At 49.3% G+C, this 23,273-nt stretch carries 26 protein-coding genes and 1 other annotated feature; of the genes, 25 read left to right on the forward strand and 1 reads right to left on the reverse strand.

The window, feature by feature from the left end; translation table 11 throughout:
• Positions 1-444 precede the first annotated feature (444 nt).
• From ACTHRH_RS22850 to pssA, 7 genes are all read left to right on the forward strand, one after another.
• Positions 445-906, forward strand: coding sequence for a CtsR family transcriptional regulator (locus ACTHRH_RS22850; RefSeq protein WP_379291818.1), 462 nt, complete (start codon positions 445-447; stop codon positions 904-906).
• Positions 907-1,007: 101 nt separating this feature from the next.
• Entirely contained in the window at positions 1,008-1,526 is a 519-nt protein-coding gene (locus ACTHRH_RS22855) for a hypothetical protein (protein ID WP_144936426.1), read from the forward strand.
• A gap of 19 nt (positions 1,527-1,545) precedes the next feature.
• Positions 1,546-2,604 (forward strand): protein arginine kinase, encoded by a 1,059-nt coding sequence (locus tag ACTHRH_RS22860; RefSeq protein ID WP_379291820.1) that lies wholly within the window; start codon positions 1,546-1,548, stop codon positions 2,602-2,604.
• A gap of 50 nt (positions 2,605-2,654) precedes the next feature.
• A complete protein-coding gene (clpC, locus tag ACTHRH_RS22865) occupies positions 2,655-5,102 on the forward strand; it encodes an ATP-dependent protease ATP-binding subunit ClpC (protein ID WP_144936432.1) in 2,448 nt (815 codons plus the stop codon).
• A 217-nt stretch (positions 5,103-5,319) separates the two neighbouring features.
• Positions 5,320-6,687, forward strand: coding sequence for a DNA repair protein RadA (gene radA / locus ACTHRH_RS22870; protein ID WP_144936434.1), 1,368 nt, complete (start codon positions 5,320-5,322; stop codon positions 6,685-6,687).
• Between the two features lie 29 nt (positions 6,688-6,716).
• Positions 6,717-7,796, forward strand: coding sequence for a DNA integrity scanning diadenylate cyclase DisA (disA, locus tag ACTHRH_RS22875; RefSeq protein ID WP_150960537.1), 1,080 nt, complete (start codon positions 6,717-6,719; stop codon positions 7,794-7,796).
• 50 nt (positions 7,797-7,846) lie between these two features.
• Positions 7,847-8,521 carry a CDP-diacylglycerol--serine O-phosphatidyltransferase gene (gene pssA / locus ACTHRH_RS22880; RefSeq protein WP_144936440.1) on the forward strand — a complete coding sequence of 225 codons (675 nt, stop codon included), beginning with the start codon at positions 7,847-7,849 and terminating at the stop codon, positions 8,519-8,521.
• Positions 8,522-8,631: 110 nt separating this feature from the next.
• Here pssA and ACTHRH_RS22885 read toward each other — a convergent pair whose 3' ends face one another.
• Positions 8,632-9,027 (reverse strand): DUF1573 domain-containing protein, encoded by a 396-nt coding sequence (locus ACTHRH_RS22885; RefSeq protein WP_440417793.1) that lies wholly within the window; start codon positions 9,025-9,027, stop codon positions 8,632-8,634.
• Between the two features lie 175 nt (positions 9,028-9,202).
• On the opposite strand from ACTHRH_RS22885, the gene ACTHRH_RS22890 reads away from it, so the two are divergent.
• From ACTHRH_RS22890 to ACTHRH_RS22975, 18 genes are all read left to right on the forward strand, one after another.
• Positions 9,203-10,291 carry a PIN/TRAM domain-containing protein gene (locus ACTHRH_RS22890; protein WP_440417795.1) on the forward strand — a complete coding sequence of 363 codons (1,089 nt, stop codon included), beginning with the start codon at positions 9,203-9,205 and terminating at the stop codon, positions 10,289-10,291.
• Positions 10,292-10,331: 40 nt separating this feature from the next.
• Positions 10,332-11,036 carry a 2-C-methyl-D-erythritol 4-phosphate cytidylyltransferase gene (ispD, locus tag ACTHRH_RS22895; RefSeq protein WP_440417797.1) on the forward strand — a complete coding sequence of 235 codons (705 nt, stop codon included), beginning with the start codon at positions 10,332-10,334 and terminating at the stop codon, positions 11,034-11,036.
• On the forward strand, positions 11,033-11,515 hold the full coding sequence (gene ispF / locus ACTHRH_RS22900; protein WP_144936452.1) for a 2-C-methyl-D-erythritol 2,4-cyclodiphosphate synthase: 483 nt from the start codon (positions 11,033-11,035) through the stop codon (positions 11,513-11,515). Before ispD ends, ispF begins: the two co-directional genes overlap by 4 nt.
• A gap of 49 nt (positions 11,516-11,564) precedes the next feature.
• The gene (gene gltX, locus ACTHRH_RS22905) at positions 11,565-13,022 is read left to right on the forward strand and encodes a glutamate--tRNA ligase (protein ID WP_144936455.1); all 1,458 of its coding nucleotides are present in this window, start codon (positions 11,565-11,567) and stop codon (positions 13,020-13,022) included.
• 392 nt (positions 13,023-13,414) lie between these two features.
• Entirely contained in the window at positions 13,415-14,062 is a 648-nt protein-coding gene (gene epsC / locus ACTHRH_RS22910; protein WP_150960549.1) for a serine O-acetyltransferase EpsC, read from the forward strand.
• Positions 14,063-14,064: 2 nt separating this feature from the next.
• Positions 14,065-15,459 carry a cysteine--tRNA ligase gene (cysS, locus tag ACTHRH_RS22915; RefSeq protein ID WP_379291827.1) on the forward strand — a complete coding sequence of 465 codons (1,395 nt, stop codon included), beginning with the start codon at positions 14,065-14,067 and terminating at the stop codon, positions 15,457-15,459.
• An 8-nt stretch (positions 15,460-15,467) separates the two neighbouring features.
• Positions 15,468-15,926 (forward strand): Mini-ribonuclease 3, encoded by a 459-nt coding sequence (locus tag ACTHRH_RS22920; protein WP_186328341.1) that lies wholly within the window; start codon positions 15,468-15,470, stop codon positions 15,924-15,926.
• 1 nt (position 15,927) lies between these two features.
• Positions 15,928-16,677: a 23S rRNA (guanosine(2251)-2'-O)-methyltransferase RlmB gene (gene rlmB, locus ACTHRH_RS22925; protein ID WP_440417800.1), complete on the forward strand. Its 750-nt coding sequence runs from the start codon at positions 15,928-15,930 to the stop codon at positions 16,675-16,677.
• A gap of 4 nt (positions 16,678-16,681) precedes the next feature.
• A complete protein-coding gene (locus ACTHRH_RS22930; protein WP_440417802.1) occupies positions 16,682-17,197 on the forward strand; it encodes an NYN domain-containing protein in 516 nt (171 codons plus the stop codon).
• A gap of 127 nt (positions 17,198-17,324) precedes the next feature.
• Positions 17,325-17,972 carry an RNA polymerase sporulation sigma factor SigH gene (sigH, locus tag ACTHRH_RS22935; RefSeq protein ID WP_144936470.1) on the forward strand — a complete coding sequence of 216 codons (648 nt, stop codon included), beginning with the start codon at positions 17,325-17,327 and terminating at the stop codon, positions 17,970-17,972.
• 956 nt (positions 17,973-18,928) lie between these two features.
• A complete protein-coding gene (gene rpmG, locus ACTHRH_RS22940; protein ID WP_144936473.1) occupies positions 18,929-19,078 on the forward strand; it encodes a 50S ribosomal protein L33 in 150 nt (49 codons plus the stop codon).
• Between the two features lie 17 nt (positions 19,079-19,095).
• Positions 19,096-19,308, forward strand: coding sequence for a preprotein translocase subunit SecE (gene secE / locus ACTHRH_RS22945; RefSeq protein WP_144936476.1), 213 nt, complete (start codon positions 19,096-19,098; stop codon positions 19,306-19,308).
• Positions 19,309-19,325: 17 nt separating this feature from the next.
• Complete coding sequence (nusG, locus tag ACTHRH_RS22950) at positions 19,326-19,859, forward strand: transcription termination/antitermination protein NusG (protein WP_144936479.1); 534 nt, start codon at positions 19,326-19,328, stop codon at positions 19,857-19,859.
• 137 nt (positions 19,860-19,996) lie between these two features.
• Positions 19,997-20,422, forward strand: coding sequence for a 50S ribosomal protein L11 (gene rplK, locus ACTHRH_RS22955; protein WP_144936482.1), 426 nt, complete (start codon positions 19,997-19,999; stop codon positions 20,420-20,422).
• Between the two features lie 103 nt (positions 20,423-20,525).
• A complete protein-coding gene (gene rplA, locus ACTHRH_RS22960) occupies positions 20,526-21,218 on the forward strand; it encodes a 50S ribosomal protein L1 (protein WP_144936485.1) in 693 nt (230 codons plus the stop codon).
• A 46-nt stretch (positions 21,219-21,264) separates the two neighbouring features.
• Positions 21,265-21,412 (forward strand) — a sequence feature (ribosomal protein L10 leader region).
• 38 nt (positions 21,413-21,450) lie between these two features.
• Positions 21,451-21,960 (forward strand): 50S ribosomal protein L10, encoded by a 510-nt coding sequence (gene rplJ / locus ACTHRH_RS22965; protein ID WP_440417805.1) that lies wholly within the window; start codon positions 21,451-21,453, stop codon positions 21,958-21,960.
• A 54-nt stretch (positions 21,961-22,014) separates the two neighbouring features.
• Positions 22,015-22,380 (forward strand): 50S ribosomal protein L7/L12, encoded by a 366-nt coding sequence (gene rplL, locus ACTHRH_RS22970; protein WP_144936490.1) that lies wholly within the window; start codon positions 22,015-22,017, stop codon positions 22,378-22,380.
• Positions 22,381-22,519: 139 nt separating this feature from the next.
• Positions 22,520-23,122, forward strand: coding sequence for a class I SAM-dependent methyltransferase (locus ACTHRH_RS22975; RefSeq protein ID WP_440417807.1), 603 nt, complete (start codon positions 22,520-22,522; stop codon positions 23,120-23,122).
• Positions 23,123-23,273 lie beyond the last annotated feature (151 nt).

Raw genomic sequence — 23,273 nt, forward strand, 5'->3', positions numbered from 1 at the left:
AGCGGTAAATTCCGATGCCGACCTCGAAGTGATTCGAGAAGCATTTTCAGCCGGTGCGGAAGGACGTTGCCAAGCGGTTATTTTTTTTGTTTAAAAATCCACGTCGTCTCTCCCGAAGGAGAGTATGCGGAATTTTTTATAAGAACCAAGCCTTGCGGGTATATTGCCGGCAGGGCTTTTTTTATTTTGCTTTTCACCGCCGCTTAACCGAAGAATTGACACTACAAACTGGCTCAAACTGCCAAAGTTTTGAATAAAACGAACATCACAAGCCAAAAATAAATAACATCTACTGAATGATTTGCACAAAAACTATTGGCAAATGATAAAAACATGCTATAATAAGTTTAAGGTCAAAGATAGTCAAAGTCAGTTTGACCTGTATGAAGCTTAACAAAATATATTTAAGAATGCTTATTATGTCAGAAGTGAGGGATGGAAGCAATGCGCAACGCCTCGGAAATCATCGAACAGTATTTAAAGCAAATCATGATGCAAAGTCCGAACGGCGTCATTGAAATCCAGCGAAACGAACTCGCTGAACGATTTGATTGTGTCCCTTCGCAAATTAATTATGTAATCAGTACACGATTTACGTTGGAGAAAGGATATATTGTCCAGAGCAAACGCGGCGGAGGGGGATACATTCGTATTCAGAAGGTGCCGTTAGGAACGCAAGGCCCGGTTTTGGACCATATTTTGCGAACCGTTATTGATTCCATTGACCAGACCACATCCGAAGGTCTTGTTTACCAGTTGGAAGAAGGGGGATTTATTTCCCGCAGGGAAGCCAAATTAATAAAAGCGGCCATTTCACGAGATGTATTAATGGTTAAACTGCCATTGAGGGATGAAATACGGGCTAAAATATTGAGGTCTATGCTGTTAGCCTTGTTAAGCAAATAATGCGTTAGGCTGTCCATGAGCTGCGAAGCAAAGATAAGTCGCTATACTTCACTTGCTTCTCATATACATTTAATCAGGGAAGCGTACAGGAGGGTTGAGCTATGAATTGCCAAGAATGCGGTAAAAGACCGGCGACACTTCATTTTACCAAAATTGTTAATGCGGAAAAGACAGAATTTCATCTTTGTGAAGCCTGCGCCAGGGAAAAAGGGGAGATGATTCCCGGAACACCTAACGGCTTTTCCATCCATAACCTGCTTTCCGGTCTGCTTGATTTCGATCCGTCCTCCCACAGCTCGTTAGGCAATAAACCGCAATCCATACGCTGCGAGGAATGCGGGTTAACCTATTCCCAGTTCAGCAAGCTCGGGAGATTTGGCTGCAGTTCCTGCTACCGGTATTTTTCGGAACGCCTCGATCCTTTGTTCAAAAGAGTGCATGGCAACACTTCGCACGTGGGTAAAGTCCCCAAAAGATCGGGAGGAATTATTAAGTATAAGCGGGAAATTGAAAATTTGAAGCAGGAGCTGTCCAAGAAGATTGAGTTTGAAGAATTCGAGCAAGCGGCCAGAATCCGGGATAAAATTCGGGATTTGGAAAGACGGATGGCTGAATTTTAAGAAACGAGGAGGAAATCGCATGCCTGGGCGTTACACAAGCGAAGCTTTAAGCGAATGGATGAAAGACAACGGACCGGATTCCGATATCGTGATTAGCAGCCGTATCCGGATTGCCCGCAATTTGCGCTCGTTTCCTTTTCCGATGCTGGCCACCAACCAACAATCCAGAGAAGTCATGGAGAAAATAGCGGCAGTTCTGTCCAATGAAGGGCTGACCGAAATTAGTGAACTGGATACGATGCATCTGGCTGACCTGAACGATTTGGAAAAGAGGGTTCTGGTCGAAAAGCATCTAATCAGTCCGAGTTTGGCGAATGAATCGCGTAACGGTGCCGTAATTCTGAGTAAAAATGAGTCGATCAGCATAATGGTCAACGAAGAGGATCACCTGCGCATCCAGGTTCTTTGTTCCGGATTTCAGATTAAAGAGGCTTGGGACCTGGCCAATCAATTGGACGATATTTTCGAAAGCCAGCTGGATTACGCCTATGATGAGAAGAGAGGATATTTAACCAGCTGCCCTACCAATGTCGGAACGGGGATCAGAGCGTCCGTCATGATTCATCTGCCTGCCCTCGTCCTTACTCAGCAGATCAACCGCATTCTGTCGGCGATTACCCAGGTAGGGTTGGCTGTAAGAGGGCTATATGGAGAAGGCAGCGAGGCAACAGGAAATCTGTTTCAAATCTCGAATCAAATAACATTGGGACAGAGCGAAGAGGAAATTATAGATAATTTGTACAGTGTGGTTCGACAGATTATCGAGCATGAGCGGGCTGCCAGAGTAAGGTTGATGGAGGAATCCAGACACCGTTTAAGCGACAGGGTGAACCGCTCCTATGGCATCTTGTCCCACGCCATCATCATGGATTCCAAAGAAGCTGCACAACGCTTGTCCGATGTCCGGTTGGGCATTGATCTGGGGATCATTAAACAACTATCGGCCCGGGTATTAAACGAGCTGATGGTCATGACTCAACCCGGATTTCTGCAGCAATATGCCGGACAGAAGCTTTCGCCGGAGGAAAGGGATATCCGCAGAGCCCAAATGATCAGAGAGCGTTTTAACCAAGCGTGATGTTCAACTGTTTATTCAATAGCATTAGAAATTATCTGGAGGTGTAGGATATGATGTTTGGCAGATTTACGGAACGTGCACAGAAGGTTCTGGCCTTGGCGCAAGAAGAAGCCGTCCGGCTGGGGCACAACAATATCGGCACGGAGCACATTCTGTTGGGGCTTATTCGTGAAGGGGAAGGCATAGCTGCCAAAGCCCTTGTAGCCCTGGGTCTTGGCCTGGAGAAAATTCAGGATGAGGTGGAATCGTTAATTGGACGCGGGCAGGAGCAGCCTACTAATTTCGCTTATACACCGCGGGCGAAGAAAGTGATCGAGCTGTCCATGGACGAGGCTCGCAAGCTGGGACATACTTATGTGGGCACAGAGCATATTCTGCTTGGATTAATTCGCGAAGGAGAAGGGGTTGCCGCCAGAGTTCTTAATAACCTGGGAATCTCTCTGAATAAAGCCCGTCAGCAAGTTCTGCAGCTTCTGGGGAGCAGTGAGGTGGTTTCGTCCAATCATGGTACTCCGGCAAATGTCAACACGCCAACGTTGGATAGTCTGGCCAGAGATCTGACTGCTATTGCCAAAGAAGGTAATCTGGACCCTGTTATCGGCCGGAATAAAGAAATTGAGCGCGTCATCCAAGTGCTGAGCCGCCGGACCAAGAACAATCCCGTTCTGATCGGGGAACCGGGGGTTGGTAAGACCGCCATCGCCGAAGGTCTGGCACAGAAAATAATCAACAACGAAATTCCGGAGACACTGCGTGACAAAAGAGTGATGACCCTGGATATGGGATCGGTCGTGGCAGGGACGAAATACCGGGGAGAATTTGAGGATCGTCTTAAGAAAATAATGGACGAAATCCGTCAAGCCGGCAACATCATTCTGTTTATTGACGAGCTCCACACTTTAATTGGTGCGGGAGGAGCCGAGGGAGCCATCGATGCTTCGAATATTCTAAAGCCGTCTTTGGCCCGGGGTGAATTGCAATGCATCGGGGCGACGACGCTAGATGAATATCGCAAATATATCGAGAAGGACGCCGCATTGGAAAGACGTTTCCAACCTATTACGGTGGATCAGCCTTCTCCTGAAGAAGCGATTCAAATTTTACACGGGTTGAGAGACCGGTACGAGGCGCATCATCGCGTGAAGATCCCCAATGAATCCATTGAAGCCGCGGTGAAATTGTCCGACCGGTACATCACGGATCGTTTCCTGCCGGATAAGGCGATCGATCTCATTGATGAAGCCGGTTCTAAAGTAAGGCTCCGCTCTTATACGGTACCGCCGAATTTGAAGGAGCTGGAGAGCAAGCTGGAGAATATCCGCAAGGAGAAGGACTCCGCAGTTCAAAGCCAAGAGTTCGAAAAAGCCGCTGCGCTGCGCGATACCGAGCAGAAGCTGCGGGAAGAGCTGGAAATCACCAAGAACGACTGGAAAGAGAAGCAGGGCAGAACCGATTCCGAGGTCACTCCGGAGGATATCGCCCAGGTTGTAGCCAGTTGGACGGGGATTCCGGTAAGCAAACTGAAGGAAGAGGAGACGGAGCGTCTGCTCCGGATGGAAGACATTCTTCATTCGCGTGTCATCGGCCAATCCGAAGCGGTCAAGGCGGTCAGCCGGGCCATTCGCAGAGCCCGTGCAGGGCTGAAGGACCCGAAGAGACCGATGGGCTCCTTCATCTTCCTGGGACCGACCGGGGTCGGAAAGACAGAGCTGGCAAGGGCGCTTGCCGAATCTCTATTCGGCGATGAGAATGCCGTCATACGCATCGATATGTCGGAGTATATGGAGAAGCACTCGACCTCCCGTCTGGTCGGAGCTCCTCCGGGATATGTCGGGTATGATGAAGGCGGACAGCTCACCGAGAAAGTACGCCGTAAGCCTTACTCCGTTGTACTGCTCGATGAGATTGAAAAGGCACATCCAGAAGTATTCAACATTCTGCTGCAGGTGCTGGAAGACGGCCGGTTGACCGATTCCAAGGGACGGACAGTCGATTTCCGCAATACCTTGATCATTATGACCTCGAACGTCGGTGCGGAAATGATTAAGAAAAACACTTCCCTCGGATTTACCGTTAGCCGGGACAACGACAAGGATTACAATAATATGAAGGACAAAGTGATGTCCGAGCTGAAGAAAAGCTTCCGTCCGGAATTCCTCAACCGGATCGACGAAATTATTGTATTCCACTCTCTGGATAAGGAGCACATTGCGCAAATTGTTACCCTGATGTCGGATGAACTGCGGAAGCGGCTGAAGGAGCAGGAAGTCGACTTCGTTCTCACCGATGGGGCGAAAGAATTCCTGGCTAACGAAGGCTACGATCCGGCTTATGGAGCAAGACCGTTGCGCCGTGCCATCCAGAAGCATATTGAGGATCGTCTCTCGGAGGAATTGCTGAAAGGCAACATCTCCAAGGGAGATACCGTATCTATAGATGAAAAAGACGGGGAACTGATCGTAACCCGATCGAAGCCTGCAGGCGTGGCATCGGAATAAGGACGCTTTCGACATAGGCTAATGAGTTACCCGCGATGCTCAAGTTTGCATTTTCCCAAACGCCTCACTAATCGGCCTATGAGCCGTTAGTGAGGCTTTTTTTCGATGATTTAAAGAAGGAATAAGCAACGGACAGGGGAACACCGTTGAAGGACATTGCAGGACATGGTAAACTTTGATAGAATGTGTGTTTTTTTGAAGATAGGAGAAGGCTCCAATGGCTAAACAAAAGACGAAATTTTGCTGTCAGGAATGCGGTTACGAATCGGCCAAATGGCTGGGCAAATGCCCCGGATGCCAAGCCTGGAACAGCATGGTGGAAGAGATAGAGACGGTTATTAAAACACAGGGAATCGGTTCTTCTCTGCTCCAGACGAAAGAAAAGCCCGTTCCAATCATAGATATAGAAAGTACAAGGGAACCGCGGATAGACACCAATAACCGGGAACTGAATCGCGTGCTTGGAGGAGGGATTGTTCCGGGATCTCTTATTTTGGTAGGCGGAGACCCGGGGATAGGAAAGTCTACCTTACTGCTTCAGACTTCCTTCGCCTTAACCGCCAACAAGCTTCGCGTGCTATATATATCCGGAGAGGAGTCGGCCCGCCAAACCAAGCTAAGAGCGGACCGGCTTGCAGCCGCTTCTCCCGATCTGTACGTTCTCTGCGAAACTAACTTCGAACATATTCAGGCCGCCATTGATGAGGTTAAGCCTGATTTTCTAGTCATGGACTCCATTCAGACGGTTTATCACCCGGCTATTTCCTCAGCGCCTGGCAGTGTCGCTCAGGTACGCGAATGCACTGCGCACTTTATGCGTATAGCTAAGGTCAAAGGAATAGCGACTGTTCTTGTAGGCCATGTGACCAAAGAGGGAGCGATTGCCGGACCGCGACTTCTCGAACATATGGTCGATTGTGTGTTGTATTTTGAAGGGGAACGCCATCATACGTACAGACTTCTCAGGGCAGTGAAGAACCGGTTCGGTTCGACCAACGAAATCGGCATCTTCGAGATGTCTGAAGGCGGATTAACGGAAGTGAATAATCCATCAGAGTTATTTCTGTCCGAGCGGCCGGTGGGGGCTTCCGGCTCTGCCGTTGCGGCAAGCATGGAGGGGACCCGTCCCGTGCTTGTGGAGCTTCAGGCGCTCGTTGCCTCTACCAATTTTCCGTCTCCTCGAAGAATGTCGGCCGGCTTTGACCATAACCGGCTATCGCTCATTATTGCGGTATTGGAGAAGAGAATAGGACTGGTTCTGCAGAGCCAGGACGTTTATTTGAATGTAGCGGGAGGCGTAAAGCTGGATGAGCCGGCTGTCGATCTGGCGGCGGCCGTCAGCATTGCCTCGAGCTTCCGCGATTATCCCGTGGAACCTGACGTAGTCGTGTTCGGGGAGATCGGCCTGACCGGAGAGGTCAGAGGGGTTTCACGCATCGATCAACGGGTGAAGGAAGCTCAGAAGCTTGGATTTAAGAGAGTCATCATGCCGGAAAAAAGTCTGAAGGGCTGGACACCTCCAAGTCAAATGGATATCGTTGGAGTAACGACCGTCTCGGAAGCTTTGGCAGCGGCTATGCGGTAGAAGGATCAATAGTGACTAGGGGGGCTAACATGGGTAAGGATGATACAAACCGGGATGTGATGAATCAGCTTCTGCAATTGGTGGCGCCCGGCACCTCTTTTCGCGATGGATTGGAGAATGTGCTGCGTGCCAATACAGGAGCATTAATTGTTGTTGGATATAGTCCCGAGGTTATGGAAATTGTAGACGGAGGCTTTTCGATCAATTGCGATTTCTCCCCGAATTTTCTTTATGAACTGGCCAAGATGGATGGGGCTATTATTCTCAGTGAAGATTTAAAAAGAATTTTATATGCCAACACGCAGTTGATTCCCGATTCCTCCATTCCATCGACGGAGACGGGGATCAGGCATCGGACGGCCGAAAGGGTAGCCAAGCAAACCGGCAAACTGGTCGTTTCCATCTCCCAGCGCAGGCGCGTCATCACACTCTACCAAGGAAATATGCGATATTCGCTTAAAGATATCGGCGTGATCCTGACGAAGGCCAACCAGGCTATTCAAACGCTGGAGAAGTACAAAGCGGTGCTGGATCAGGCGATGATAAATTTGGGAGCATCCGAATTTGAGGAAATGGTGACACTTTATGACGTGACCAACGTATTTCAAAGAGTGGGGATGGTACTCAAGGTCAAAGAAGAAATCAAGAAATATATCAACGAGCTGGGAACGGAGGGGCGGCTGATTCGCATGCAGCTCGAGGAACTGGTAGCTTATACCGAACAGGAATCGACGCTTCTGATCAGGGATTATTGCAAAGATTTGAGCGAAGAGAAGGTAAGAGACATCCGCACGGCTCTGCGCAAGCTGACCAGCGAAGAATTGCTCGATCACCAGCATCTTGCCCGCATTCTCGGCTACAGCATTACTAACACGACATTGGAAGAACAGGTGCAGCCCCGAGGGTTCCGGGTGCTTCATAAAATTCCTAGACTTCCTTCCCCCATTATTACCAATTTGGTAGAACAGTTCGAAAGTTTTTCCCACATTTTGACCGCGACGACGGAGCAATTAGATGAAGTAGACGGAATTGGAGAAGTGAGAGCCCGGGCGATCAAGGAAGGTCTGAAACGAATTCAAGGCCAGTTGTTTGTTGACAGACATATTTAATTCCCGTAAAATGTTTAAGATTAGGTGACTATTCTAAAGGTGGTCAAGGAATGATTAAAAAATCCCTTCCCAGTGTCTTTACGGTGTTGAACCTTTTCCTGGGAATTATCGCCATTATTCTAGTTTATACCGATAAGCCAAGCCTCGCGGCTGTTATGGTTATTATTGCTATGCTTATGGATGGTTTGGACGGCAGAGTCGCCAGGGCATTAAATGCTCAGAGCGAATTCGGCAAAGAACTAGATTCGTTATCAGATGTCATTTCATTCGGGGTAGCTCCCGCTTTTATTATGTATGTGGTTGCTTTCTCCGGCTTGAATCCACCTACCGCCTGGATCACAACAGCGCTGTTCCCTATTTGCGGAGCATTGAGGCTGGCCCGATTCAATGTGGTGGAGGGAATTCCGGGGTACTTCATCGGCCTGCCGATTCCTGCGGCCGGAGGAATTCTGTGTACACTGGCTTTGTTCCATCAGGAAATTCACCCTTATATTTTGGTAGCTTGTACGGTACTTCTGTCCTATTTAATGGTCAGCAATATCAAATACCCCAGCTTTAAGAAAGTGAATGTTCCGAAGCCGATCATTTGGTTAGCACCCTTGATCGTTATTGCCGCTACGGCAATAGCCTTTGCTTATCCCGGACCGTTATCCAAGCTTATATTCGTCCCGCTTGTACTGTACGCTTTATATGGGACGCTTCAAAGCTTCAGGAAAAGACGCTAGCTGGCGGCGACAAGTAAATATCGAAAATAAAAAGCATTTATTTTCTGAAACTCAGGAAATAAATGCTTTTTTTATTTCTCTTCGAAAATTCCGATCGATAAGTGGAAATATTACGATAGATTAAACAAACCGAGAGTCGAGCATTTCTTGGATTCGTCTGAGACGATTTCCTGCAAATCGATTTGAAGCAAATTGCACAGGGAAGCCGTGTAAAACAGATTCTTCCCCAGTTCCGCGCTAATAACCTCCAGACAATTTTCGCATAGCTGTCCTGCAATGTGAGTATCCAGAGTTTGACTGGCGTCCTTCAGAGACATCTCGGCCGAGTATTGCTGTTTCTTGGCATTGACCTCAATGCACCCGCATTCGGTTACGGCTTTCACGACGGAGCGGTGCACTGCGGCGTTGGATTGCTGGCATTTAGATAAAACATCAAGCAAACTTCGGTGTCGGAGCAACAATTCGGAGACTTGTTCCTGGAACTGCTTCAAATCGAGCGAGTTCATTCCATCCACCTCAATCAAGTTTAGTGTTTGGAAATCATTATAGCTTATTGGAGGATTGGTTTTCAATTTGAGAATAAGGGTGAGAGAACTCGAAAACCAAAGGTTTAGGGTGGAATGAATTGGAACATAATTACTACTAGAAAGAGAATTCATTATATTCGGAGGTGAAGCAGTAATGAAATTATGGATAGGAATTGTGGCGGCAATCATCGGTGGTATTATGGGATTCCAATGGAATCTGTACTTGGGTGAAGGCTCGCTTCCATGGTTGGAGTCCCTGACGGGTCAAGCACAGCTTAAAGGTCAGGTGTATTGGTTGGTAGGCTTGGGGGCAGCGGCCGGTTATATCTTGGCCGTACTGCTTAGATGGGGGGGAAGGAGGCTTCTTCAGCGAGAGGGTGAATCTCAGCAAATGCCCCTTACCGAGCTGTTAACCGGCATTGCCGGAATGATCGTCGGGTTGATCATTGCCGTTCTGCTGTTCCCTGCCCTGAATCGAATGACCGCCGGTGGAGGAAGCGTTCTGCCGATCGCAGTCACATTGTTGCTGGGAATCGGCGGGTTTCGTTGGGGGAGTTCGCAGACTGAAGAGTTCGCCTCTCTATTTTCCAAGATACGTTCTAGTCAAGGCCCCGCTGCGGAAGAACAGGTGATGGAAGAACATAAAATTTTAGATACCAGTGTCATTATTGACGGAAGGATAGCGGACATTTGTAAAACCGGCTTTATCGAAGGAATTCTTGTCATTCCCGAATTCGTGCTGGAGGAACTGCAGCATATTGCCGATTCTTCCGACCTGCTGAAGAGGAATCGCGGGCGCAGGGGATTGGACATTTTGAACAAGATTCAGAAAGAGCTGGAAGTGAAAGTGCTTATTTATGAGGGGGACTTCGAGGATATTTCGGAGGTCGACAGCAAACTGGTCCGGCTGGCCAAGCTGCTGAGGGGGAAAGTGATTACAAATGACTTCAATCTGAACAAAGTATGCGAGCTCCAGGGTGTATCTGTCCTCAATATTAACGATTTGGCTAATGCGGTTAAGCCTGTTGTGCTGCCGGGAGAAGAAATTATGATCCAAATCATCAAGGATGGCAAGGAATTCGGTCAAGGCGTCGCTTACCTGGATGACGGAACGATGATTGTTGTGGAAGGCGGCAGAGAATATATCGGAATGACGATGGAAGTGATGGTGACCAGCGTTCTGCAGACTTCTGCGGGGCGGATGATCTTTGCGAAGCCAAAATTGTTGGAAAAAGCTCAATAAAGCGTTATGATAGAGAGAAAAACAGGGCGCGGGGGAAGCTATGGGCAAGCAAGGAGTCATCATTGTCGCGGCAGGTACGGGTTCCCGAATGGGGACCGCCGAGAGCAAGCAATACTTGAAGCTGGGCGATAAACCGGTATTGGTTCATACGCTGCAGACTTTTCAACAAATAGAAGAGATTGATTCAATCGTTCTTGTTGTTGGACAAGCCGACCTGGAAAGGTGTCGGGATTATGTCGACCATTACGGGGTGACTAAGGTCAAGCGGATCGTCACGGGGGGAACTGAACGGCAGCATTCGGTCCTCCGGGGGCTCCGCGCAATGCCCGAGGCGGTCGAGTGGGTGCTGGTGCATGATGCGGTCCGCCCATTCGTGTCCCGGCAGGATATCCTGCGATGCCTGGCCAAAGCCAGGGAGACGGGAGCCGCTGTTCTGGCTGTTCCGGTGAAGGATACGATCAAAGTGGTCGGAGCGGACGGAGCGATAGAATCGACGCCGGATCGGCGAAGCTTGTGGGCGATTCAGACCCCGCAAGCTTTTCGTCTGTCTGCACTGATTCAGGCTCATGAGCAGGCCGCCGCCGCCGGTTTCGTCGGCACGGACGACGCCATGTTAATGGAGCGGGCAGGGTATTCCGTACATGTAGTGGAAGGCAGCTATACCAATATTAAAATTACGACACCCGAGGATATGGGGTGGGCGGAATGGTTCATACAATCGGGAAGAGGGGAGATGCAATCATGATTCGGGTTGGACATGGCTTCGACGTTCATCAGCTGGTCGCCGGACGCAAATGCATTATTGGGGGAGTAGACATTCCATATGAGAAAGGGCTGCTGGGGCATTCAGACGCGGATGTGCTGCTTCACGCCATTACCGACGCGGTCCTCGGGGCACTGGCGTTAGGCGATATTGGCAGGCACTTTCCGGACACGGATGAGGCCTACAAGGATGCGGACAGCTTGAAGCTGCTGAAGGATGTCTGGGCACTAGTGAAGGAGAGAGGCTATAGACTCGGCAACGTGGACGCCACATTGATCGCTCAGAAGCCCAAGATGGCACCTTATATTCCGCAAATGGTCAAGATTATTGCCGAGGCGCTGGAAGCGGATGAGGAACAGGTTAATGTCAAAGCCACTACGACCGAGCAGCTTGGCTTCACCGGAAGAGGGGAAGGAATAGCTGCACAATCTGTTGTTTGCCTGGTTAAAGATATGCTATGATAGCTCATAAATATTTTATGTTCTGATTCGATGAGAGGGGTTAACTTCAATGTCTGCTAATGTTCGTGTTCGCTATGCGCCTAGCCCGACCGGTCATCTGCACATCGGCGGCGCCAGAACCGCTTTATTCAATTATCTATACGCCCGCAGCAAGCAAGGACGGTTCATTATCCGGTTCGAGGATACGGACCAGACCCGGCATATCGAGTCCGGGGTGGAGAACCAGTTGAATGGTCTGCGCTGGCTTGGTATGGACTGGGATGAGAGCGTCGATCTCGGGGGCGATTACGGGCCTTACCGGCAGATGGAGCGTCTGCCGCTGTATCGTCCTTATATCGACCAATTGCTGGCGGATAAGAAGATTTATCACTGTTACTGCACTGAGGAGGAGCTGGAGCAGGAGCGGGCTGCCCAGGAGGCCCGCGGTGAGATGCCGCGATACTCGGGCAAATGCCGCCATCTGACCGAAGAACAGGCCGAGAAATATCGTGCGGAAGGCAGGAAGCCTACCCTTCGTTTCCGGGTTCCGGAGAATGAAGTCATCCGCTTCGAAGATGAAGTGCGCGGAACGGTCGAATTCGAGACCAACGGGATCGGCGACTTCATCATTGTTCGTCCTGACGGAATTCCGATGTATAACTTTGCCGTAGTGCTTGATGATCACTTAATGAACATTACTCATGTCATTCGCGGCGAAGAGCATCTGTCCAATACACCGCGCCAAATCATGCTCTACAGAGCATTGGGATGGGAGCCGCCGAGCTTCGCCCATCTTGCGCTCATCCTGAATCAGGACCGCAAGAAGATGAGCAAGCGCGACGAATCGATCATTCAGTTTATCGAGCAATATAGAGATTTGGGCTATTTGCCGGAGGCAGTCGTTAATTTCATCACCCTGCTCGGCTGGTCCCCAGGCGGCGAAGAGGAGATTTTCTCCATGGAGCAGTTGATTGAACAGTTCAGCCTGGACCGAATCTCCAAGAGTCCGGCCGTCTTCGATATGGATAAATTAAACTGGATGAACAATCATTATTTCAAAAAAGCCGACAAAGAGCGGATTGTCGAACTGACGCTGCCGCACCTTCAGAAAGCCGGCAAGCTGCCCGAGACGTTGAACGATTCGGAAAAGGAGTGGGCCTCTCAGCTCATCGGCCTGTATCAGGAGCAGATGAGATATGCTGCAGAGATTGTAGAACTGTCCGATCTGTTCTTCCGGGAGCATCTGGAATATGAGGGCGAGGCTAAAGAATTGCTTGCGGAGGAGCATGTGCCTGTCGTTTTGGCCGGCTTCGCTGAACAGGTAAGAAATGCCGAGGAATTCTCTCCGGATTCCGTTAAAGCCATGCTGAAACAGGTGCAGAAGGAGACAGGCTACAAAGGGAAACAGCTATTTATGTCGATTCGTGTCGCCCTGACCGGACAGATGCACGGGCCGGATCTGAATCAAACCATCTACTTAATTGGACGGGATAAGGTCTTGGACCGATTGCAGAAGCTATTGTCGTAATTCGGAACCTTTTGATATACTGAACTATAGTTTATATGAGTGAATGTGTTGATCAGGAGAGTACATTTGGAATGGGATTGCCAGAGAGGACATCCGGTGCCCGTAGAGGGCCGGCTGTAAGATGTCCATCCCTTCCCTATGGAAATGCGCCTGTGAACAGCACCATTGAGCTGCCTTTGGCGCAGGGTAGATGGTGCCGGGTGGTGCCCGATACCAAACCGGAAAGATGGGTCCTAAGCCGGAAGCCGTACGATGGCCGGCGTCAATGGGCCCAAGCAGAGTGGAACCGCGTGATCTTACGCCTCTGCAGCCTTGGCGCTGCAGAGTTTTTTTGTTTCATGGGGGATTGCGGCGACATTATTATTGTCGAATTGAGGAAGAAGGTGACTCCTTTGTTTCGTACGATCCGCTCGGATATTCAAGCGGTATTCGATAACGACCCGGCTGCGCGCAGTGTGTTGGAAGTGGTGCTGACCTATTCCGGCCTTCACGCCGTCTGGTTTCATAGAATAGCCCATTGGTTTTATAGGCGGAAATGGTTTATGCTGGCCCGGATGATCTCTCAATTTTCTAGATTTATGACCGGGATCGAGATCCACCCCGGGGCGAAAATTGGCCGGCGCTTGTTTATCGACCATGGAATGGGGGTTGTCATCGGGGAAACCTGTGAGATAGGGGACGATGTTATCCTTTATCAGGGAGTCACCCTTGGAGGAACAGGCAAGGAAAAAGGAAAGCGTCATCCGACCATCGGCAATCATGTTGTCGTCTCTTCCGGAGCCAAGGTTCTCGGCTCTTTTACGGTCGGCGACTACTCGATCATCGGTGCGAATGCCGTTGTGCTGTCCGAAGTGCCCCCGAATTGTACGGTAGTCGGAATTCCGGGCAAGGTCGTCAAGCGCGACGGAGTGCGTGTCAACCGGCTGGATCACGGCAATCTCCCTGATCCGGTGATCGATACCTGCAAGCAGCTGCAGCGGCAAATTGAGGAGCTGCGGGAACAATTGGAAGAACAGAAGAGAATGAATGGAGGAGCCTGACAATGGGATTGAAAATCTATAATACATTGACCAGAGCGAAGGAAACTTTCGTTCCGTTGAGCCCCGGCAAAGTGACAATGTATGTTTGCGGTCCGACGGTGTATGATTATATCCATATAGGCAATGCCCGCCCGCTGATCGTATTCGACACCGTTCGACGATATTTGGCTTATCTTGGATACGATGTTCAGTATGTCAGCAATTTTACCGATGTTGACGATAAACTGATCCGTAGAGCGGCAGAAACCGGCTCCACCGTACCGGAAGTGGCGGATAAATTTATAGAAGCCTTCATCGAGGATGCGAAAGCTCTAGGAGTGGAAGAAGCGCTGCACCCGCGAGTGACCGAAAACATTCCGGAAATTATCTCCTTTATTTCCGAGTTGGTAGAGCAGGGCTTCGCTTATGAGAGCGGGGGAGATGTTTATTTCCGCGTACACCGTTTCCCGGAATACGGAAAAGTGTCTCACCAGAATATCGAGGAGCTGCAATCCGGTATTCGGGTGGAAGTGGATGAGAGGAAGGAAGACCCTAAAGATTTCGTGTTATGGAAGCAGGCCAAGCCTGGCGAGATTTCCTGGCCCAGCCCTTGGGGCGACGGGCGTCCGGGATGGCATATCGAATGCTCCGCCATGGCCAGAAAATATTTGGGGGAAACGATCGACATCCATGGAGGCGGTCAGGACCTGCAGTTTCCGCATCATGAATGCGAGGTGGCCCAATCCGAGGCACTTCACGGCAAGCCCCTTGCCAACTATTGGATGCATAATGGCTACTTGAACATCAATAATGAGAAAATGTCGAAATCACTCGGCAACGGCCTGAATGTTCGGGAAATTTTGCAAACTGTCCGGCCGCAGGTGATCCGCTTCTTCATGCTGGCCACGCATTACCGCCACCCGTTGAATTACAGCGAGGACACTATTCGGCAGGCTGCCGCAGGGTTGGAGCGGATTGAAAATTGCCTGGCTAATCTCGACTACCGTCTTAAGGATGCCTCGGAGGGAGAGGTTGACGAAACGATAGCCGAGGCGGTCAAGAAGGCACATGCCGATTTTGTCGAGAAGATGAATGACGATTTCAATACGGCAGACGCTATAACCGTTATGTTCGACCTTGTTACGGAGACAAACCGGTATCTTCAGAAGGAACAAGTAACTCTAGCATCTCTGGAGCTGGTCAAGCAGCGGTTTGCAGAGATGAATCAAATCCTCGGGATCGTTCAAGAAAGGCAGGAAGAACTGCTGGATGAGGAAATCGAGCAGCTTATTCAAGAGCGGACGGAAGCGAGAGCGGCGAAAAATTGGTCCCGGGCCGATGAAATTCGGGATTTGCTGACGGAGAAGGGCATCATTCTCGAGGATACACCTCAAGGAATTCGCTGGCGCCGGAAATGAGTGATTCTATGACCAAACATTCATTGTTCCAATACCGCGGGGGGGCCGATCCCAAACTGATGAACCCGCTGGTTCTGGCGTATATCGGTGACGCCGTCTATGAGCTGGCGGTTCGTCAGCATCTTGCATCACGCGCCAATTTCCGCCCGAATCAGCTTCATAAGCAGGCGACCCGATATGTGTCGGCGAAGGCCCAAGCTCTGGCGCTGGAGCGATGGCAGCCTGTGCTGACGGAGGAAGAAGCCGATGTCGTCCGCCGGGGACGCAATGCGAAATCGGGCACGTCCCCCAAAAATACGGATATTCTTGTCTATCGTCACAGTACGGCGCTGGAATGTCTCGTTGGATACTTATATTGTCTTGGCAGAGAGGACAGGCTCTCTCAGCTCATTAATCTAAGCTTGGGCATGGAGGGCGGCGAGTCCCCTTCGACAGACGAGCTGCAGCATGACAGAAGGAGGGATTAGCTTGGAGGAATATATTGCGGGGAAGCACTCGGTGCTGGAGGCGATCCGTTCCGGCCGGACCATTCATAAAATATGGATTGCCGACAATGCCCAGAAGCACTACGTACACCCGATAATGGCGGAAGCCAAGGCCAATGGCATACTCGTGCAAACCGCCGCCAGGCGCAAGCTGGATCAATTGGTACCTAACGTGCAGAATCAGGGGGTTGTTGCACAGATTGCGGCGTATGACTATGCCAGTGTGGATGATATCTTGGACCTTGCGGCAAGCAGGGGGCAGGCGCCATTGATCGTTATTCTGGACGAAATTGAAGATCCGCATAATTTGGGAGCCATCCTGAGAACGGCGGATTGTACCGGTGTGCATGGGATCATCATCCCCAAGCGCCGGGCCGTCGGACTGACCGCCACGGTGTCCAAAATATCGGCGGGGGCCGTTGAATATGTTCCGGTCGCCAAAGTGACCAACCTGGTCCAGACGATCGAAGAGTTAAAAGAGCGGGGAGTCTGGGTCGCCGGTGCGGACGGCTCCGCGGAACAGACGGTGTTCGAGGCGGATTTGACCATGCCGCTGGCCATCGTCATTGGGAATGAGAGCAAAGGGATTGGAAGGTTGGTAAGAGAGCATTGCGACTTTCTGATCAAACTGCCGATGTTGGGCAGTATCTCTTCCTTGAACGCTTCGGTAGCGGCTTCCGTGCTCATGTACGAAGCGCTGCGTCAGAGAATCGGCCAATTATCCTCCGGTTGACGCTATGAACGAATACTTGATTGTAGACGGATATAATATTATCGGGGCCTGGCCCGAGCTGCAGAAGCTGAAAGACATTCAATTGGTGGAGGCTCGCGACCGTCTGATTGATATTCTGGCCGATTACCAGGCTTATTCGGGAATCCGGGTATATATCGTTTTTGACGCCCATCGGGTTCCCGGCCTGGCGGTGAAGACCGAACAGAGACGGCTGAAAATCTTCTATACGAAAGAAAAAGAGACCGCTGATGAGCTGATCGAAAGGCTGGTCAACGACCTGATAGGGAGAAGAAACAGGATTTATGTTGCCACCTCGGATATGGTGGAGCAGCATGTTATTTTCGGCAAAGGGGCGCTAAGAATTTCCGCCAGGGAGCTGCTGCTGAAGGTCAGACAGAGCCAGCAGGACATCGGCCGGGAGCTGGAGAAGACGGAGCGGGGCAAGCGGAATTCCTTCGATGCGGTCCTGACTCCTGAGATGAAACAGCTGTTCGAAAAATGGAGGAGGGGGGATTCTTAGCGCGTCATCCCCGGGAAAAGTCCATAATAACGGCTTTTTCTCATTGACGGTCATTAGGCCCTAATGTATACTTAACCTATCTCTGTTTAGAGAGATTGCCGAATTGGCCAGGCCGGAGGGATTGTTCGTGAATGTTGACCTCAATGATTTGAGAAGCGATATCTATGAGCTCAAAAGCGACGAGGACAACGTCGAAGCGGTTCGTGATGGCAACAGTGGCGCACTGGAATATTTGATCAACAAGTACAAAAATTTTGTACGGGCGAAGGCCCGCTCTTACTTTTTGATTGGCGCTGACCGTGAAGACATTGTTCAGGAAGGCATGATCGGATTATACAAGGCGATTCGCGATTTCCGGGGAGACAAGCTGGCCTCGTTTAAAGCGTTTGCAGAATTATGCATTACCCGCCAAATTATTACCGCGATCAAAACCGCCACACGTCAGAAGCACATTCCGCTTAATTCTTATGTTTCGTTGGACAAGCCTATCTATGACGAAGATTCCGACCGGACGCTGCTGGACGTTATTTGCGGTTCCAGAGTAACCGATCCGGAGGAACTGATCATCAATCAGGAGGAATTCTTCGGACTGGAAGATAAGATGAGTGAAATTCTGAGCGAGCTGGAGCGCAGGGTGCTGATGCTCTATCTGGACGGACGCTCCTATCAGGAGATTGCGGTAGATCTGGATCGCCATGTGAAATCTATCGATAACGCTCTTCAACGGGTAAAGCGCAAGCTGGAGAAATACCTGGAAGTCAGGGACAATATGTAACGAATAGCTTTCTAGCCATGTTGGGCGGAAAGTTATTTTTTTACCCCGTTAGAAAGTGGCCGCCTCTAATACCGGGTTATTCATCTTCGAGATGGCTTATATAGGAGCTTTTTTAAAAATATTGAATGTATTAACCGAACTTTAGCAGGGCAAATATCGATTTAAATAGAAAGCCATTGCTTCGGTTGGTAACGATTTAGATGAGACTGTCGATTAATGGTATATAACCAAAGGTCATGCGAAAATCCTACGCAGTTTGGTTTTAACGGACCCCAGAGACCTTAATCGTACCAAAAGGGCCTTTCGGTAATTTTAACGGAACCAGATGACCTTATTCCCAAGAAATGTTCGCGGAAGTAGGAGAATTCTAGGCAATAAGCGCAACGGTGTCCGTTAGTCTAAAAAAAGCGCCTATTTTGACGAAATAGGGTCTACCAGTTCCGTTACGTTTTCGCTGTTGGATTTTTACTGGTACAGTATCCTGTTGAACGCCTTTCCCACAATGAATCGATAGCCTCTAAATGTAATTTGTGCAGGTAAAATCAAGCGAATGGTAGAAAGTGATTAAAGTAAATGGAAAAACTGCATTTAGAATCGTTGTTTCTTGCTGAAATCGCCCGTTTTGCACAAATGAGCTGCGGTTTTCCACTTAGTTACCGACTTTCGCTACAGAGGAACTAGCTGTATGAAATCCAGTTAAACATCTCTGGCGGAAAAGCTTGCTAAGGCAATGCTCGTCACTTTGTAGGGTTATCCTAGTATAAATTATAGTACATATGTAAATATTGGAGTTCTAGGTTTACTAATCCTTAGGTAAGAGAATAATGGTAATGATCCATTCCTTGACATGAAAATCGCGGTATGATAAATTAATTCAGTAACCCTAAATTGTCAGGCTCTCCTCAGACAATCGGGGGTTCTTTATTAAGAAGGTTGTCTACCAGGGGGGTGTGATCATGCGGGTAATCATTACGTTGGCATGTACTAACTGTAAACAGCGTAACTATACGTCCAATAAGAACAAGCGGAACCATCCGGACCGCATGGAGATGAAGAAATATTGCAAGTTTTGCAATGAACACGTGCTTCATCGCGAAACAAGGTAAGCAGTGGGGGTGCAGCAATGGCTTTTTTAGGTAGAATCAAGCGAGGCTTCGGCTCCACCTTTTCCTACTTTGCGGATAGCTGGGCTGAGCTGAAGAAAGTCAAGTGGCCCAATCGTAAAGAAATGGTGAGCTATACTCTTGTCGTGTTGGTTACCGTTATTTTCGTAACGATCTACTTTACTATTCTCGACCTTGGGATTTCCAATATAGTCCGTTTGATAACGGAATAGGGACCGGGGTGACCTTTATGGAAAAAAGATGGTACGTTGTTCACACTTATTCCGGCTACGAGAACAAGGTTAAGGCCAATCTGGAGAAGCGCGTCGAATCGATGAACATGATGGACAAGATCTTTCGCGTGCTTGTTCCGATGGAAGAAGAAGTAGTCAACAAAGACGGCAAGAAGAAAACCGTCATGCGCAAAGTGTATCCCGGTTATGTTCTTGTAGAGATGATCCAGACGGACGATTCCTGGTATGTGGTTCGCAACACGCCGGGAGTGACTGGTTTTGTCGGTTCTACAGGTTCCGGTTCCAAGCCGATTCCACTGTTGCCGGAAGAAGTGGATTCTATTCTGAAGCATATGGGAATGGAAGAGCCTAAGCCGAAGATTGACTTTGACTTGAAAGAGACGGTTCGTGTTAAAGTGGGTCCTTTTGCCGATTTTGTGGGATCCGTTGAGGAGATTTTGCCTGACAAAAGTAAGCTAAAGGTGCATGTAAACATGTTTGGAAGAGAAACCCCGTTGGAGCTTGACTTCCATCAGGTGGAGAAACTGTAGAGAACCCGGCCGGGTGCTCTTCGCTTGTTCTCTTCTTCTCATAAGGTTATGCCAGGTCTATCTGGATTGGGATAGGCCTTCATTGGTGGGAGGGAAACATCCCGTTAGACCACACTACGTGCAAGGAGGTGTCTCACATGGCAAAGAAGGTAATCAAAGTCGTTAAGCTGCAAATTCCCGCTGGTAAAGCTAATCCGGCTCCGCCAGTAGGTCCGGCTCTAGGTCAAGCAGGTGTCAACATCATGGCATTCTGTAAGGAATTTAACGCTCGTACGGCCGATCAGGCTGGTTTGGTTATTCCGGTAGAGCTGTCTGTTTTCGAAGACCGTTCTTTCACGTTCGTAACCAAAACTCCTCCGGCAGCCGTACTGTTGCGTGTAGCAGCAGGAATCGAGAAAGGCTCCGGCGAGCCTAACAAGGTTAAGGTAGCAACGGTAAAACGCGACAAAGTTCGTGAAATCGCCGAATCCAAAATGGCTGATTTGAATGCTGCATCGGTGGAAGCCGCTATGCGTATGGTAGAAGGAACTGCCCGCAGCATGGGAATCAAGATTGAAGATTAAGATTTACCGAATGCTTCCCGCAATAATGAATGCAATAAGTGGCGGTAATTATCCGCATAACCGTGGGAGGATTATCCGTTAATACCACGAAGGAGGAAACCAAATGCCTAAACATGGTAAGAAATATTCGGAGGCAGTCAAGCTGGTTGATGCAGATGCTCAATATGAGCCTGCGGAAGCTGTTGCTCTTGTGAAGAAGATGGCCTCTGCTAAATTTGATGAGACAGTAGAAGTTGCCGTGCGTCTGGGAGTTGACCCCAAGAAGCAGGACCAAGCGGTTCGTGGCGTAGTTGTTATGCCGCACGGTACGGGTAAAACCAAGCGGGTTTTGGTTTTTGCCAAAGGAGAGAAAGCCAAGGAAGCCGAAAGCGCCGGCGCTGATTTTGTAGGCGATCAGGACATGATCAACAAAATCCAACAAGGCTGGTTCGAATTCGATGTCTGTGTGGCAACTCCGGACATGATGAGTGAAGTAGGGAAATTGGGACGGTTGCTCGGGGGGAAAGGTCTGATGCCGAACCCGAAAGCGGGAACCGTAACCTTCGACGTAGCGAAAGCTGTCCAGGAAATCAAGGCCGGTAAGATTGAGTACCGTCTTGACAGAGCAGGACAAATTCATGCGCCTGTAGGGAAAGTTTCTTTCGACGAACAGAAGCTGACCGAGAACCTGCGTGCATTAGTCGAAGCACTGGTCAGAAGCAAGCCTGCTGCGGCTAAAGGGGTTTACTTGAAGAGCGCAGCGATTTCGTCCACTATGGGGCCGAGCGTGAAATTAAACCTTCAATCTTTTAGATAAGCGGTTGACTTCAAACAGTCATCTATGCTACTCTAAGTGAGGTTTTCTGAAATTGAATATGCTGCCGTAGACAGCAGGTGCTTATTGCAAGCTTAATTTCCTGCCGAGGTGTTATGATATAGTTTCGTATTTCGTTACGGAATCTCGAATCATCATGCCTTCGTACTGTCTGCGAAGGCTTTTCTATTTGTAACGCTCCATCCTAGCAACTAAGTACCAGGAGGTGTAACAGATGGGTAATGCAAAAGTTCGTGAACAGAAACAACAGCTGGTTTCCGAGGTGGTAAGCAAGCTTCGCGAAAGCAGTTGTACGATCGTAGCAGACTATCGCGGTTTGAATGTGGCCCAGGTAACCGAGCTTCGTAAGCAGCTGCGTGAAGCGGGAGTGGAATTCCAGGTCCTTAAGAATACGTTGGTACGCCGTGCTACGGCAGAAGCTGAACTGACGGAGCTGGACACCGCTCTGACGGGACCAACAGCGATTGCATTCAGTAAAGAGGATGTCGTCGCACCTGCCAAGATTTTGTCCGATTTTGCCAAGAAGAACGACAAGCTGAGCATTAAAGCGGGTATTGTCGAAGGCAGAATCGTAGACATCAGCCAGATCAAGGAACTGGCGGATCTTCCTTCCAGAGAAGGTCTTCTGTCCATGTTGCTCAGCGTGCTTCAAGCACCTGTCCGCAACTTCGCGCTTGCAGTTAAAGCTGTGGCGGAGAAGCAGGAGAGCGGAGCGGAAGCTTAAGCTGACGGAAGAAACGATAAGGATAAGATATTATACTATATTGGAGGTTTAACCATGAGTAAAGAGCAAATTTTAGAAGCCATTAAAGGCATGTCCGTTTTGGAACTGAACGACCTGGTTAAAGCAATTGAAGAAGAATTCGGCGTAACGGCTGCCGCTCCTGTAGCGGTTATCGGCGGAGCCGGTGCTGCTGCTGAAGCTGAAGAGCAAAGCGAATTTGACGTAATCCTGGCTAATGCCGGCGGATCCAAGATCAACGTTATCAAAGTGGTTCGCGAAATCACTGGTCTTGGCCTGAAAGAAGCTAAAGATCTGGTTGACGGCGCACCGAAGCCGATCAAAGAGAAAGTATCCAAAGAAGATGCTGAAGCTATCAAAGCTAAGCTGGAAGAAGCAGGAGCAACTGTTGAAGTAAAATAATGCAGTTTCCTATATGGACCCTTTGAAGTTTGTTCTTCAAAGGGTCTTTCCTTAGTCGGCGTGGATGCGGTTATCCCGGATCGGCACCGGATTTGGAAATAAAGGGATGAACTAATCACCGATGCAGGGAGGAATTTAGATGTCCGATCACTACTATACGCCGAAACCGGTCGCCGCTCACGATTTGCGAATGATTAGACAAAGCCTGCGGGGCCGGGATTTTCAATTTGTTACGGATGCCGGGGTCTTCTCGAAGAACGCGATTGATTTCGGAAGCCGATTGCTGATCGAGTCGGTGGAAGTTGCGGAAGATGCCAAGGTGCTGGATGTCGGCTGCGGCTACGGTCCGATCGGTATCGCTGTGGCGGCAGAGGTGAGCCTTGGATCGGTGACGATGATCGATATTAACGAGCGCGCCGTTGAGTTAGCTCGTGAGAATGCAAGACGTAATGGCTTGGCCAACGTTAAAGTTATGCAAAGCAACATGCTGGAACAGGTATTGGATGAACGGTTTCATTGCATTCTGACGAACCCTCCCATACGTGCGGGCAAGGCGGTCGTTCATCAAATTTTCGAACAGGCGTATCATTGTTTGCTTCCTTCCGGACAGTTGTGGGTGGTTATTCAGAAAAAGCAGGGAGCTCCTTCCGCTAAGCTGAAGCTGGAAGAAATGTTTGGTCAGGTGGAGGAAATAACCAAGGATAAAGGGTACCGTATATTTAAAGCGACCAAAACCGTCTGATAACAAATGGTTTTCGGTTGAGTCGGGTTAGAAAGGTTTAAATGGAGCATTTGAAAATCTGTAGTTATTTTCATGGATCGCCGTTTAAAGAAAAGGAGTAGTTATGAAGTCTTTTTTGCTTCCTTCATTGACTCTACTCTCCAGATATGTT

It is taken from the genome of Paenibacillus sp. SAFN-117 (assembly GCF_051966115.1).
GTDB classification, from domain to species: Bacteria; Bacillota; Bacilli; order Paenibacillales; family NBRC-103111; genus Paenibacillus_L; species Paenibacillus_L residui.